This is a genomic window from Protofrankia sp. CiP3 (assembly GCF_917627345.1).
In the GTDB taxonomy this organism is placed as follows: domain Bacteria; phylum Actinomycetota; class Actinomycetes; order Frankiales; family Frankiaceae; genus Protofrankia.
In genome coordinates, this window is record NZ_CAKJTM010000019.1 from 76889 (window position 1) to 91509 (window position 14621).

Sequence of the window (14621 nt, forward strand, 5' to 3'; positions counted from 1 at the left end):
TGCCTCGCATCGTCGCTGCCCATCCATCGCCGCGCGCGATGCACGGGTACCCCGGCTCGTCGGCCGACGCCCAACACAGGGCACCTCCCCGCGCCGCCTCGCGATACACGCACCCGAACCCCGCTCCCTGATCCACACTCCTGTTGCCGGGCGCTCTAATCCAGTAATTGATCGACCCGCACAGCGCGTCCCGCGGCCGCCAGGTGCTGGGGCAGTACACGGCCGAAAAGCTGCCTGGTCCGTGCCACGCTGCCCACGACGCCGGAACGTTCGCTATACGCAAAGATCGCTGAATGACGAGCTGTCTCACCGCGCACGGAACTCACCCGATGCATTGAATAGCGACCCTTGAACAACTGAAGATCCCCCGGCCGTAACGAGAGGCTGTGGATCAGATGCTCACCGCCGCCGGTCAGCACAGCTCGAACGTCGCCAAAATTTTCCGATTGTACGGACCTGATGTCCGGACAGTACTCGAACACGCCACCGGCCTGTGGCTCCTGCGTGAGCAGGCTCACTGCGAACTCGTTTGTGTCGAAATGCCACGGGTGCTCCATTCCCGGCATAACGATGTTGAGACACAAACCGGCCAAGGAGTCCGCAAGCTCGTAGAGACAGGACCTGCCGAAACAGCTGGCAATAAAGTGCTGGAATAGCTCACTGGCATAGAGCTGATGGATGATAAAATTCTCCGGAATTCGATCCCGTGCCACAAACGCATTGCCGCGCCGCATCGTGACGCGCCCCGGATGATCTTCTGGCAGAGATGCGTCGGGCGTGATGTTGTAGGCGTTGACCGTTTCGACACCGTAATACGCCAGCGGAGCGACCGTAGCGCATTCCAGGCGTAGTTCATTACATCGGGAAGACCGAATAAAGTTCGGCAGTACGCTGCATCCAAAATTTTGGAGTTCACCCCGGACCCGGGAGACCAAATATTCCCAATCAGTACCCGTCGGCGCCGACAAAGGATAGCGGGCGGTGTCGACCAGCTGCCCGACCAGCCCAGCATCTGATGTTCTCACAGGGAACCCCTCCACCTACCGGACGCATCGTCCCAGACCGGGACTTCCCAACCGGCTCGGCGATCCCTACACTCAAGGATCACGCCACCCCACCTACCTGACTCGTACGCCGTCAAGGCCAACGCCTCCCGCGCACGGACCACGCCCACGGCACCTTCCCGTCCCTCTTACGAATCTTGTAAACATTTGGCATGCTAGCATGACTAATTCATCACTGTGAAATATTTTGTGACATGCGACACTAGCTAGATCCCAACAAGATTGGCGCTGGTATCCAGCTGACGTCCACCTTGCTTCAGGAGACCCGCGGGCTATGCGAGGCGACGTGTACAAGTGGTGTGAACCGGGTGACCGCGCGGAGCGCTCCAGCATCCCCCGGGAATAGCCGGCTCGGGGTCTTCCATGCAAAACGACGGCAGCCCGCCGACGGGTCCCACGGCGAAGGCCCCGCGGCGCGGACCGATCCGAACCAGCGACGTACAGAAGCACACATGTCTGGCCAGGGCAGGGATGTACGCGCGATGTCGATCGGGTGTCGGTCCACGGGGATAATGGCGCCCAGGCAAGGCTGGGGAAGCGTGGCTGTGGGTGGCGTTGCCAGGCATCCCCAAAGATTTCCTTGAGCGCTATGGGGAGAAGATGTCGGCGGCCGTGACGGTGAGGCTTCCCGGCGGCGCCCCGCGGACCTCCTCGCGGGCGCAGAGGGCGAGGCGAACCGGATCAGGTCTGTCCGTCCTGTTCGCGTCCGTGTCGTCGGAGCCAGGTCGAACGGCCCACGGTGTGGCGATCCGCAAGGCAGGCGCCTTCTCCCATAGCCGGCTCGCGAGCCGTCCACCGTCGACCGTACGGGTCCACGTCGCCTCGCCGAGGAGAACCGGGTGCCTGTCTCTGCCCGCGAGCACGACCGCATCGATCTCGTTCTGGCCGCCCGTGCTCCAGTACGGTCCCACGGCGACGATGTCAGGGCCCAGCGCCGCGCCGACGGCGAGTCGACGCAGATGCTCGCGGAAGGCTTCCTCCCAGGGCGCGCCGAGATGATCGTCCAGGCTGTCGATCAGCACCGGCAGCAGCGCCTTGCCCAGACCACGTTCGATCTCCGCGCGGTAGCGGGAAAGTACGCCGAGATAGAAGGCCAGGAAATTATCGGCAATCCGGTAGACGCTTCGCCGGCTGCGAGCGGTTTCGGTGACCGGCGTCAACCGTTCGGCCAGCCGTAGCTCGATGAGCCGATCCAGTGTGCGGGCGGGTTCGGCGCGGACATGGTCCTTGATCTCGTTGTATTGCGAGCGGCCTGCGGCGATTGCGTGCAGTACGGCCGCCGGGTACTCACCGTGCTCCACCTCGGTGGCGAGCACCAGCTGTCCTTCGGTGAGCAGCGATGCTCCGGGCCGGCAGGCCAGCCTCAGCAGGTTGTCGGCGACGTCGGCGGCCTGGTCCCACCACGACAGGTAGAGCGGCATGCCGCCGACCAGTCCGTACACGAGTGCGCGGTCGGCTGGCGCGAGGTCCGGCAGCATGAGCGCGGCCTCGTGCGGACGGAACGGATGCAGCGACAGCGACAGGTCGAATCTGCCGTACAGGGGGGCCCGCTGTTCCTGCAGCGCGGTCATGTGCCGCACGGCCGACCCGCACAACAGAAGCCGCAGTCTGGTCCTGCCGAGCGTCCGGTCCAGGAAGGCCCGCAGGATCCCCGGCAGGTCGGACGAGGTGTTGACGATCTCCGGGAATTCGTCCAGGACGAGGAGGAGCGGCTCGCGCTCGGCCGCGGCGGCGAGGTCGTCAAGGGCATCGTCCCAGTCGGCGTAGGGGCGGGCGGCCAGGTCGCGGAGGCGCCCAGGCAGCGCGGCCGCGGCCTGGCGGGATAGCTGCGCCAGTTCCCCCGCGGCCGCACGACCGGCTCCGGTGTGGAAGACCGACCGTCGGCCCTCCGCGAAGCGCTGTACCAGAGCGGTCTTGCCTACCCTGCGCCGCCCCCAGACCACCGCCGGACGCGGGTCGGTCGACTTCCACCAGGCATCGAGGGCGGCAAGTTCCTCGGTGCGATTGACGAAGGCCATGATCGCCCCAACTCCACGCAGGCAACTTACGTCGCCTGTAACTTACACCTGCCGCTAGTTGTGTAGCCCGTCGGCAGCCGGCCGAGTCCCAGCTCACCCGCTGTTCGGCGATCGCGCGGCCAGCGGCATGGGCTACATCGTCATCGGCCCCGACAAGCCTTCCGCCTAGCCCATGTCACGGAAGCAGGTTTGTGCTCTCGCTGGTCAGCCGGCTCGCCCAGGGCGGGTCAGCACCGGGTGTGGCGCAGGTCAGTGCCGCGACTCGGGCCTCCGATTAGTCCGATTAGCATGGGATATCGCTTGGAGGTGCTGCTGATGTCCGATGTGCTCATCCGTGACGTGCCCGATGACGTGTTGGCCGCTGTCGATGCGCACGCCGCCCGGCTCGGTCTGTCCCGTAACGAGTACCTCCGCCGGCAACTCGCCCAGGATGCGGCGCGCTCGGTCACCCCGGTGACCCTCGACGACCTGCGCTGGTTCAGTGGCGTATTCCGCGATCTCGCCGACCCGGAGGTCATGCGGCAGGCCTGGGCGTGACCGACGCGGCCGAGACGGCACAGCGCTGGCTCGTCGACAAGTCCGCCCTCGTCCGGCTGAGCGAGAGCCCCGACGCCGAGCGGTGGCTGTCCCGTATCCAGCAGGGCCTGATCCGGATCGCGACAGTCACGCTCCTGGAAGTCGGCTTCTCCACACGATCCGTTCAGGATCTTCGCGTCAGGCTGCGTCGGCCACCGGTTTCGTCGATGCCCAGCGAGACACCACATCCCGCATCGAAGCCAGGGCCGTCGAGGTCCAGGAGCTGCTCGCCAGCACCGGGCACCACCGCGCGCCGCCCGTCCCCGGCCTGATCATTTCCGCGGCGGCCGAACTCGCCGGGCTGGTGGTGCTGCACGTCGACAAGGACTTCGAGCTGATCGCCGTCATCACCGGACAGCCCACCGAACAACTCCGTCTGCCGTAAGCGCGTAAGAGCGCCCGGCAATTTGTTGTAACCCGGTTGTTGTAGCCCGGCTGTCCCGCAGATACGGGAACATCACTCACCACGGGGCACGGTTGCGGTCACCGGCCCTTCCGGGGGGCGGACCCGCGGCGCACCCGGCCAGGCTTCCATAACGCCGGGCAAAGTCCGTGAAACCATCCTGAGAGCACGGTGAAACCGGTCACCTACAGAGTTGTCACCCAGAGCCGGGCATCCGAGCACGGTTCGGAAGGAGCATCTCGATGACAGCCGCGGTCCACGCACGTGGCCTGGTCAAGACATTCGGTGACCTGCGAGCCGTAGACGGCGTCGACCTTGATATCGGCGAGGGCGAGATCTTCGGTGTGCTCGGCCCCAACGGCGCCGGCAAGACGACGATGCTGAAGATGCTCGCGACGCTGCTCAAGATCGACGAAGGTGAGGGGGCGGTCTTCGGCGTTGACCTCCGCCGCGAGCCGCACCGGGTGCGGCAGCTGATCGGCGTCACCGGTCAGTACGCCTCCGTCGACGAGAACCTCACCGCCGCCGAGAACCTCTGGATGTTCGGGCGCCTGCAGGGCCTGAGCTCACGCAGGTCACGCGACACCGCCGCCGAGCTGCTCGAGCAGTTCGGCCTCACCGACGCCGCGGACAAGCGGATCTCGCGTTTCTCGGGCGGGATGCGGCGACGGCTCGACCTGGCCGCGAGCCTGATCACTCGGCCTCCGCTGATCTTCCTCGACGAGCCGACCACCGGCCTGGACCCCCGGACGCGCGGGCAGATGTGGGACACCATCCGCGATCTGGTCGCCAGCGGGTGCACCGTCCTGCTGACCACGCAGTACCTCGACGAGGCCGACCAGCTCGCCGGCCGGATCGCGGTGATCGACCACGGCCGCAAGGTGGCCGAGGGCACACCCGACGAGCTGAAGAGCTCGGTCGGCAACCTGACGTTGCGGCTGCGCCTGGCCGCGGGCGCGGATATGTCGCTGGCCGCGGACGTGGTGCGCCGCCAGCTCGGTGAGGAGCCGGTCCTCGCCCCGGAGTCCGGGCAGCTCAACGTCCCGGTCGAGACGGCCGACCGGGTGGCCGACGTGCTGATCGGGCTGCGCCAGGCGGGTGTCCACGTCGCCTCGGTGGGCGTCGACAAGCCGACTCTTGACGAGGTCTTCCTCGCTCTCACCGGTCACGGCACCGGCGAGAGCGAGCGGGCGGACACGACCGAGCCCGAACCCATGCGTGCACAAGCCCCACAGGAGGTGGCCCGATGACCACGATCACGATCGACTCCCGGGCTGCGGTCGCCCGTGCCCAGAGCCGCCCCAGCCCGGCGGACACGTTCCGCCAGATCATGATCATGGCCTGGCGTGCCACCAAGAAGATGCGGCGCAACCCGGAGCAGTTCTTCGACGTGACATTGCAGCCGGTCCTCTTCACGGTGATGTTCGCCTACATCTTCGGCGGGGCGATCTCCGGCGATGTGAAGAGCTACCTGCCGCTGATGATCCCCGGTATCCTCGCGCAGACCGTGCTGACGACCAGCATGGCCACCGGCACCCAGCTGCGCGAGGACATCGACAAGGGCGTCTTCGACCGGTTCCGGTCGCTGCCGATGGCCCGGATCGCGCCGCTGGCGGGGCCGATGGTCGCAGACCTGCTCCGCTACACGATCGCTGCGACGATCACTTTTGCCATAGGCATCGCGATCGGCTACCGGCCCGGCGGCGGCGTGCTCGGTGTGGTCGCCGCGATCCTGCTCGCGGTCTTCACCGGCTGGTCGCTGGCCTGGGTGTTCACCTGCCTCGGCACCGTCGCGCGCAGCGCCCAGAGTGTCCAGGGCATCTCCATGATGATCATGTTCCCGTTGACGTTCCTGTCGAACGCGTTCGTACCCGTCGACACCCTGCCGGGCTGGCTGGCCGCGTTCGTCAGGGTCAACCCGGTATCGCACCTGGTCTCCGCCGACCGGGACCTGGCCAACCACGCCCACGTATCCGCGGAGGCAGGCTGGACGCTCGTCGCCAGCGTCGCCGTGATCGTGATGTTCGCGCCGTTGGCCGTACGGCTCTACAAACGGCACCTATAACCGGCCCGGCCTACCCGGTCTGGTCGACGGGCCCGATCGGTCGACGACGCGGCGGGCCGCGTCGGCCAGGTCGGGCGCATGGCGATTCACCCGCTCATCCAGCACATCCGCGCCCCCGTGGCGGGCTCTCTGGCTGGATATCAACGAGGCCCCGCGTGCCCTCACGGCGCATCAGCCGGTGAGGAGAGTGATGGTGCGGCCGGCGGGACTGGCGGTGGTGGTGAGGGTGGTGCGTTCGTCGATGCTGGGGGCACCTCGGCGCTGGTCGAAGATCGCCAAGGTGCCGGCGGGGAGGCGGCGGTCGAGATAGCGGTCGACCTGTCGGAGCCCGGAGGACAGCGGGTTGGACCGGCCGGTGCGCTAGGCCTTGATCTCGATGCCCTCGCGCTGGACGCGCGGGATGCCGTCCGGGGTGGTGTAGGGCCAGCGGAGGTGGAGGTCGATGCGGCCTGAGCCGACGGCGTACTCGCGTTCGACCACGCCAGTGCCGTTGACGGCGCGCTGGAGGTAGCCCATGAGGATGAGCTGGGCCGCGGCTTCGTTGTAGTAGCCGCGGCTGGTGAGGAACTCGCCGTTCTCGACCCACCAGTCGGCGAACTCTGAGAGGACCTTGGGCAGGTCGAACCCGCCGTCTGGGCGGACGAAAGTGCGCGGGTCAGCGGTGACGCTCTCCTGGATGCTGGCGGACAGGACGCGGACGATGACCTCGCGGTAGATGGGGTTCGCGGCCCTGACCGGGGGGTTGGGGGCGATGAGGCCGAGGTCGCGGACGTAGCTGAGGTCGTCGTCGTAGGGGTCGAGGGCGAGCGGGTCGCCAGCGATCAGAGGCCCGATGATCCGCCGGACGCGGGGTTCGGCGAGCCTGGCCGTGAGGGAGTCGAGGTGGGTGGCGCGGGTGAGGATCAAGCGCTCCTTGGCCTGGTCGAGGTGTTCGACGGTGATCGGTTCCGACGCGGGCACGCCGATCTCCTCGACAACCTCCTGGGCCAGGGCGTTGACCAGCCACGGCTGGCCGCTGGTGAGCTCGTAGGCGTGGTCGACGGCGCCCGGGGCGAACTGCTGGCCGGTGTCGGTGGTGTGCTGGCCGTAGAGGTCGGCCACCTCGCCTGAGGTGAAGTCGCCGAGTCGCAGCGACTTCAGCTTGATGTTGAACGGGCTGGCTGTCCCCAGCCGGGACGCGTCACCACCTGCCGCAGCCTTATAGTCACGGACGTCGCGCAGGCCGCAGAGGACGACCGAGACGGGGAACGGGGCGGGACGGCTGTTGTAACCGTCGCGAAGCTGGCTCAGGATGCTGATCAGACTCTGCCCGCGCAGCGCGTCGATCTCATCGAAGAACAACACCAACGGCCGGGGGCAGACTTCGGCCCACTCGCGGAGCGCGGTACCGAGCAGTGCCGCCGCAGGTGCCATGGGCCAGGCCGACGGGCGAAGGCCGGGTGGCAGCTGCCACCGGGCAGCTTCTTTGATCCGTTGGAGGATACCCAGCGTGGCGGCGCCGAAGTCGTCGCCCGCCGCGCGGGCCGCCTCGCAGGAGAAGTGCAGCGCGGCGTACCGGCCCCGGGCGGTCAGGTCGCTGGCGAGCGCGCGCAGCGCGGTCGTCTTGCCTGTCTGGCGGGGGGCGTGCACGACGAAGTAGGCCTTGAGATCCACCAGCCCGGGCACCTCCGGCAGCCGGGAGAGCGCTGGGATCATGTAATGCTCCGCCGGCAGGCACGGACCGGCCGTGTTGAACCGACGACCCATCGATCCCGCTCCTCCAAGGCCCGGCGGATGCTTCTTGCTCCGCGCACTACCCTACGCGCGATCAACGATCTACAGCCGCTACCATCTGGCCGGCTGGCGCGGAGGTCGTGAGTGCTCCGCCGCACCGGCCGCGTCCGGGTCCGGCGGTGTGGAGGACGGTTCCTGCGTCGTCACGCAAACGCTTCCGACCTAACTTTTCTACCGGCAGCGCTGATGGGCTGCCTTTCACTGTCGTTCCCGACGGGGCGCATGTCCCCTTCAGACACAGAACCCACCAGCCGGCTGGATACAGCGACGCGGCTCGACAGGGTGGGCTGCTCAAGCGGACAAGGCCGCTGATCGCCGCCACGCACGGGGGGCGTGCCGCCGACGGGGCTGCGAAGGCAGGCAGAAGATGTCTGACGAACAAAAGGTGGTCACACTAGTCTCGATATCCGTACTATAGTGCTGATGCCAAGGCTGGAATTTTGGGTGTGTCGCGTGATGTGAACCAGATGATCGACTTCCTGTGCGCCGCCGGGGGCGACACCGCCGAGGTGGAGGTCAAGTATGCCGTCGGCGAGCTACCCGCCTCAGCGAGCGGTAATCGTATCCAGGAGTCTCAAAAACGGAAGCCGAAGAGACCACCATTTTCGTAGCGGTCCGCGAGCCGTTGGGGCAGTAGATATGGATCGGGAATGAAATTCCAACGACGGGCTTTATCGAGGTCGTCCGAATTGAGGGTGATGATGTACTGCAAGCCTTCGCGGGCAGTCACTTCGGCGGCGAGAAACAAGGCAGCGGCAAGCTGCCGGCCATCGACACCGTCGAACAGGTGGCTGTCGTGGACTAGAAAGTCCGGCGCACGTCCGGCGCGGTGGGCTAGAATGCTGACAGTGAGATCGAAGCAAAAAATGACCATGCTGCCGATGCCAGCGCTGTTGTCGCTGTCTATATGGGGCTGGATGCGCAGGATTTTATCGCTGGCCTCAAACTTAAGATAAGCAGTACGGTCTGAACCGTAAAGGCGTTGGGCGAACTCGGAGAACAGCAGGGTGGCCTCGTCGATGAAGCCACGCCGTGCTTCGATGTCTCGGTCCATCTCTTGCTGGAGTGTAAGCCGCGCTTGCCTGATCTCACGTTTAGTGGCTTCGAGGGCTTGGGCGGCCTCGTAGCGGTGCCGGAGGGCGGACAGCAGGGCCTGTTGCTGGCCGAGGACTTGCTGAAGCGTGGTCAGCGCGGCGAGGGCACCGCCCTCTTGGAGGGTGCGCAGGATCGATGCGAGTTGTTCACCGAGCCGCTGGCGCTCGGTCTCGCTGTCGGCCAGTTGCTGTCTGATGGTGTTGGCTTCCTCGTCGAGGTAACTGCGCCGGTTGCGTACCACGGACTGGTGGAAGGCTTCGACCTCGTCGAACCTTCTACGTACTTGGTCGGTGAGCATCACGCCGAGTTCGGCGTACACCGGCTCCAGGTAGCTGATATCCGGATCGGTCGTCTCTTCCAGCGCACGGTCCAGATCCTGGAGATTACGTCGATCGACGACATCACGGGCGCGGAGTTGCCGGATGCGCTGGTCCAGTTGATCCGCTTGTTCACGTAGCCGCTCATACTCGGGGACGACACGGAAGTCCGCGACCTGACGTTCCAAGTCCCTCGCCCGCTGCTCGGCCAGCGCGATCTCGCTGCGCAGATCCGCGACTTTACCGATGATCCGGCCGAGGAGCGGGTCCTGGGCCGCCTTCTGCATCTGGGTTCGCGCGGTGTCTCTCGCCTTGAGAAGCCGGTAGCGGTCGGCGAGATGCCAGTCGAGGCCGAGCAGGTAGGCGAGGTTCGTAACGGCGTCGGTGTCTGATTGGCGCCCATGACTGCGTACGGCGGAGTTGTAACCCTGTGACGTTGTCCGTCGAATAAGAAAGGACAGCAGGTTGCGTCCGCTGATCCCGGCGTGGTCATCGGGCAGCCCGAACAAGTCGCGTCCGATGAGTCGCTGCCACTCCGACACCCGGAGGTGTCCGGTGCTCAGTTCGAGTTGCCCTCGGTCGGCGGCCGGTGGCAGCGGTTCAAGATGCACCCATCCAGTTCGCGCGCCGGTGCGGCTCACCCGCAGCGGTTCAGTCTGTTGAGGCCAATCCAGGAGCAGATTGAACTCGATACCGCGTAGCTCGGGACGGAGGACGAGAGTGGAGCTGTCGGCACGTTCCCCGAGCAGAAAGTGCAACAGCTCGATCATGCTGGACTTGCCAGCGCCGTTGCGGCTGTCGGTCTCGCGTGAGCCGGGGGTTACGTCGGCAACGAGGATGTTGAGGCCAGGCTGGAACGTCAGTGCCCGGAAGCGATGATCATCGGCCCCCAGCTGACGCAACATCCGCCCGCCTCCTTGACAACAGCTCTCGATCAAGTTCGATGACGCCCAGCGCGTACAGGACGTCCAGCGAGAGAACGAACCACCAGAACGGCACCGGTGCGTGGTACCCGTTGGTGGCTCGCCACTCCCGTAGTCTCGTCCACGTCTGGCTGATCGTCATCGGATGGTCGAGGATCTGCAAGATCTGCGCTCCGACCACGAGCAACGACCGCTGCGGCGCGATGCCTTTGGTTGCAGCGATCATCAGGCTGCCCCATGCTCGGCGGGTGCCCGCCAGCCCAGAGGTGGTTCGTCGAAGATGTCACAGGTTTCGAAAAAGTAGGCGAGGACCACCATCACAGCCCGCTCATGATCACGTGATCCGCGGGCGTTGCCGGCGACGTACTCCTGTAGCTTCCACAGCACCTCGCCTGGCTCCTGGTAGGCGGCCTTCACCTGCTGGTAGTACGCACTGAAGCCCTGCGCTACCTCGTCGCGCTCGGTAATGTCAGTGCGCCCCTGGTAGTACTCCTCAACCTGAGGCGTGTATCGCATAGCAAAGACGATCTCATCACGATCCTCCGCGGACAGCTCGTTGTAGGCGAGCTTGTCGGGAGGGACCTCCCGTGCCGGCGCCGGGAATCTGGCCGCGCGCCGCTGGGCCACGAGATGCGCCAGGAGCGGCTCGAGGTCGTCGAGCCCGATCCGGTACACCCGTTCAGACACCGGAATCTCGCAGCCGAGCAGATCCTCGATCTCCTCGCGTTCCAGCCGACAAAGCTCCCGGTGCAGGTACCGCGGGCCTCGGTTCTCGAACAGCAGCGTCGGATGGTCGCGGCTCGCCTGCCCTAACAGGATGGAGATCTCCGGGTGGACACCGCGTAGATCATTATGCACGAAAACGAACGTGTCGAAGTGATCACCGCGCTTGGCGGTCGCCTTGGCAAGATCCTTCTTGAATTTGGTGCGTACGGCGGTTGCGTCCGGTACCTCGGGGGCGTAACACGCGTACAGCTTGCCGTCGAGCAGACCGTCGGCCCCCATGTCACCGAGCTTGCCGTGGGTCCTGACATCGATGAAGCCGGGGTAGCGGGCACACATCAGGTCCTGGAAGAAGCGCTCGAACGCCTTGCCCGACCGCTCATCGAGTAGCCGACGCAGCATGGCCCGGACGAAGCTCTGCTCCTCGAAACCGAGCGCCACCGGCCCCCCTGCCTGTACGAATACACTTCTGCACATAAGGTAACAAGTTGGCCGGACGCTGGGAAGGCCTTCACTATCTCTACATTCGGGACGTAGGGATATGAGGGCGCGTGGACCGCAGGCGGGTTGTCAGGCAGCTACGAGTCCAGGAGATCTTCCTGAGTAGCGGGCGGCGGTCGTGGACGATCCTGCGGCCCGAGAGTACGGTCTGCCAGGATGCGGACCGGTTCCTGCGTCGGACAGCGTTCGGCGACTGTGCTCAGTGGGGCCTTGGACTCGCGCAGCAGTCGTGCCACGGTCATCATCCGCCACCAGGTCAGGTACGCCAACGGGGGCTGACCGACGATGGTGGCGAACCGCCTGACGAAGGCCACGCGTGACAGTCCGGTCTCCCTGGCCGGGTCCTCGACGGTCCACGGACCCCCGGGGTGGCGGTCGCACCCAACGCCCCGCGCCACCCGGCTCCCGCGTTGAGCGATGACCTCAACAAGGCTGCCTGACGGCGCCGCTGTGTTCGATGCGGGTGCCACTGGTGATCAACGGCAGCCTCCAACGCGATCGCACGCGCCTGCACAGATCCTCAAGGCACGCTGAGAGCACGTGCGATCCGTCGCTGTTCGCCCTCGTAGGCCACTGCCATCTGGTCGGCCTGGCTTTTCGGGATGCCGAGCTCGGCGGCAGCCTGCCGCCAGCCCGCCGTGGCAGTCTCCACCTCCCTGACGAGGTCGCGGGCCCTCGGCGGCGACAGGCGGAAGTAGCTGCCTACCGACAGCGCGATGTCGATGCTTGCGTCGGTGTTGTCGAGATCGACGGCCGTGCTCAGCCGGGCCGGGTTGTCCGGATTGGGGTTGAGGTCATAGGCAGGAGAGAGCGCCCAGCCGTCTCGCTCGCGCAGGAACGCGTGATTGCGCAGGTGGTCGTCGGTGTTCCCGGTCAGGATGGAGAACAGGATCCGCCGGTAGAGCTCACGCAGGTCGGCGTCAGCTCTCGGCGAGTAGCGTTCGACCACCTCGGCGATCTCGAGGTAGCTGCGGAGGTCCCCGTCGGAGGCCTCGAGCATTGTCAGGGCGCTGGCGAACCCCAGCCGCCGCGCGCCGATACGGTCGAAGCGGCTCAGGAGCAGTACGTGCCGGCCGGCTACGGTCAGCAGTTCCGACTCCGCCACGGTAAGCCCCGCTCTCCGAGCGAGCCTCAGTTGTACCTCCTCCCAACCGGCCACGTCCCATGCGTCACTGTCCGAACGCGGGAACTTGGCGATCGAGAGCCGCCCGGACGCGTCCCGCACCGCTGCCTTGGGGCGCGCGCCGCCGAGCGAGCTACCTGCGTCGATAAGGTCCGCGAGGTCACGGTCGAAGGCGTCCTGGGCGCGGACGCGGTCGGCGGCTCGCATGAGCCGGGCCAAGTCGATCAGCCGTGGGACCGCGTGCCGGTGCGTCGAACAGTAGGTGGCGGTTCCCGGCTGGCGGAACCTGACACCTCCCTGACGGGTGTCATCACGGACGCCGAGAAGGAAGTCGGCCTTGCCAAGCGTGCGAGGCGTGGCCGCGGCGGCACGGGCGCGCTCGCGCTCCGCACGCCTCATGAGATTCTCGCCCCATCGGTCGGGGGCGCTGTCGGCGAACGCGTTGAAGATGGCTGACCCCGGTGGCGTGTGGAAGACGCCAGCGGCCCTGGCCAGCGCCGGGTCGAGGTCGTATCCGGCCGGGTTGGTCAGGTAGGCGTCGGCGTATCGGAACGTGGCGCTCTGTCCGCCGCGGTCGTGAAGCCACAGCGTTCCGGCGGCGGTCTCCTGCCCGTCGATCTCGACGGTGACCTCGACAGGATCCCGGCCAGCCATCAGTGCCGTACTCGCTTGGGGAGGATCTCGTCCATGCGTAGCCGGCCGACGTCGGTCTCGTACGGGTCGGTGGCCCTGACGACAGCATCCATGATCCCAATGGTGCGGAGCACCCTGAACAGGTTCTCGGTATTCGCGGTGCCCTTGCCCTGCTCGATGGCACGCAGCGTGTCCCGGGAGATCCCGGCCCGCTCGGCGACCTGGGCCGCGGTCAGCCGGTTCAGCTTCCGCCAGGTCGACACATGCTCGCCGAGCAGACGCAGCGACCGCGCCACCGACAACGGCGTGGCATGCGAGGCCCTGTCACCGACCATAGCCAGCATCATACGAGTCTACGGTGGTTAAGTTCGCCGTTAAGCGCGGCTGCCTCCGTGTGGCGGCCGATCAGGTGCGGCAGGCCGGAGCGGAGGCGGCCATGACCGGTAGATCGCGCGCCCACCCGGGCCGTCTGAGCCAATAGCGGTCTCCAGGCTCCGCCGCGCGAGCAGGCCGCCGATCCCCAGAACGTCGTCGAGCAGTCGCCGCACACGGCCGATCTCGTCGGCGGTTCAGTCGATCAGGACCTTGACCTCCGCGTCACGTCAGCGAGCATTTTCCAGCAGCGCCGACATTCTCATCGGCGTGTTTGCCTCTAATCTGCTCGCGTCAGCGGGTGCGGTAAATGTGCGCGCGGTGGTCGCCGTCGAGAATGTGGACGGTACGTGCGTCCTCGTCCTCACCGTTGCCGGGCCAGCGTGATCCGCTCGTACTGTGGCGCACCCGACATCCAACTGACAGGCCCTACATGAATGAAACTAGCTGAGCGAGACTGCGACCTGCTCGAGCAGATCGGCGACAACGCACCGGTCTGGCTTTGTGTGGATCGGCCGGATCTTTCCGGTCAAACACTTCGCGGCGGGAATGCAGGCCGGTTTTCTGGAACCACCTTCCACTGGACCGACATCGTCATCGTCGCGGCCTGGGGAGTAGCCGGCCTACTCGCCGCGATCCGCTACTTCAGCTGGGACCCCCGAAGCGGCTGAACAGACACGGACTCGCCGATCGGGACCCGCCGGTCAGGCACGCAGAACGGTGACCAGGCGACCGGCCGGACTGCTCACCTGCTCAAACCTCGTACGGTCGGCAATAGGCACGGCCTCAGGCCGCCGGTCAAACACCACCAGCACACCGCGGTCGAGGCCAAGCCGGTCAAGATAGCCATCCAGCTGGACCAGCCCCCGGGCCAGCGGGTCAGGTTCACCGACACGCCACACCTTCAGCTCGATCGCCTCCCGCTGCACGGCCCGTTTCCCGTCCGGCAGCTGATAAGGCCAGCGGACGAACAAGTCGATGCGTCCGCGGCCGACGCCGTACTCCCGCTCCACATGTCCACCACCGTTAACCACA

Annotated in this window: 10 protein-coding genes and 4 pseudogenes; 4 read left to right on the forward strand and 10 right to left on the reverse strand. The window is 66.3% G+C overall.

Annotated elements, in window-relative coordinates:
* Positions 1-155 precede the first annotated feature (155 nt).
* Together MJ797_RS10105 and MJ797_RS10110 are read right to left on the reverse strand one after the other, a co-directional pair.
* Positions 156-1025: an arpA protein gene (locus MJ797_RS10105; RefSeq protein WP_239334019.1), complete on the reverse strand. Its 870-nt coding sequence runs from the start codon at positions 1023-1025 to the stop codon at positions 156-158.
* Between the two features lie 626 nt (positions 1026-1651).
* Positions 1652-3082: an ATP-binding protein gene (locus tag MJ797_RS10110; RefSeq protein ID WP_239334021.1), complete on the reverse strand. Its 1431-nt coding sequence runs from the start codon at positions 3080-3082 to the stop codon at positions 1652-1654.
* Positions 3083-3397: 315 nt separating this feature from the next.
* Here MJ797_RS10110 and MJ797_RS10115 point away from each other — a divergent pair, with 315 nt between their 5' ends.
* From MJ797_RS10115 to MJ797_RS10130, 4 genes and pseudogenes are all read left to right on the forward strand, one after another.
* Positions 3398-3619: a ribbon-helix-helix protein, CopG family gene (locus MJ797_RS10115; protein ID WP_239334023.1), complete on the forward strand. Its 222-nt coding sequence runs from the start codon at positions 3398-3400 to the stop codon at positions 3617-3619.
* Positions 3616-4043: pseudogene (locus MJ797_RS10120) on the forward strand (PIN domain nuclease). Before MJ797_RS10115 ends, MJ797_RS10120 begins: the two are co-directional and overlap by 4 nt.
* A 260-nt stretch (positions 4044-4303) precedes the next feature.
* Positions 4304-5311, forward strand: coding sequence for an ATP-binding cassette domain-containing protein (locus MJ797_RS10125; RefSeq protein ID WP_239334027.1), 1008 nt, complete (start codon positions 4304-4306; stop codon positions 5309-5311).
* Positions 5308-6126 carry an ABC transporter permease gene (locus tag MJ797_RS10130; RefSeq protein ID WP_239334029.1) on the forward strand — a complete coding sequence of 273 codons (819 nt, stop codon included), beginning with the start codon at positions 5308-5310 and terminating at the stop codon, positions 6124-6126. The genes MJ797_RS10125 and MJ797_RS10130 overlap by 4 nt, the downstream gene beginning before the upstream one ends.
* 171 nt (positions 6127-6297) lie before the next feature.
* Here the strand turns inward: MJ797_RS10130 and MJ797_RS10135 are convergent.
* From MJ797_RS10135 to MJ797_RS10170, 8 genes and pseudogenes are all read right to left on the reverse strand, one after another.
* Positions 6298-7872, reverse strand: a pseudogene (locus MJ797_RS10135) (AAA family ATPase).
* Between the two features lie 601 nt (positions 7873-8473).
* On the reverse strand, positions 8474-10216 hold the full coding sequence (locus MJ797_RS10140) for an ABC-three component system protein (protein ID WP_239334032.1): 1743 nt from the start codon (positions 10214-10216) through the stop codon (positions 8474-8476).
* Positions 10191-10460, reverse strand: a complete 270-nt coding sequence (locus MJ797_RS10145) for an ABC-three component system middle component 6 (protein WP_239334034.1) — start codon at positions 10458-10460, stop codon at positions 10191-10193. Before MJ797_RS10145 ends, MJ797_RS10140 begins: the two co-directional genes overlap by 26 nt.
* Positions 10460-11398, reverse strand: a complete 939-nt coding sequence (locus MJ797_RS10150) for an ABC-three component system protein (protein ID WP_239334036.1) — start codon at positions 11396-11398, stop codon at positions 10460-10462. Before MJ797_RS10150 ends, MJ797_RS10145 begins: the two co-directional genes overlap by 1 nt.
* 242 nt (positions 11399-11640) lie before the next feature.
* Positions 11641-11832: pseudogene (locus MJ797_RS27455) on the reverse strand (helix-turn-helix domain-containing protein); the annotation flags it as partial.
* Between the two features lie 146 nt (positions 11833-11978).
* Entirely contained in the window at positions 11979-13235 is a 1257-nt protein-coding gene (locus MJ797_RS10160; RefSeq protein ID WP_239334040.1) for a type II toxin-antitoxin system HipA family toxin, read from the reverse strand.
* Positions 13235-13549 (reverse strand): helix-turn-helix domain-containing protein, encoded by a 315-nt coding sequence (locus MJ797_RS10165; RefSeq protein ID WP_239334042.1) that lies wholly within the window; start codon positions 13547-13549, stop codon positions 13235-13237. Before MJ797_RS10165 ends, MJ797_RS10160 begins: the two co-directional genes overlap by 1 nt.
* A 741-nt stretch (positions 13550-14290) precedes the next feature.
* Positions 14291-14621 (reverse strand): annotated as a pseudogene (locus MJ797_RS10170) (ATP-binding protein); the annotation flags it as partial.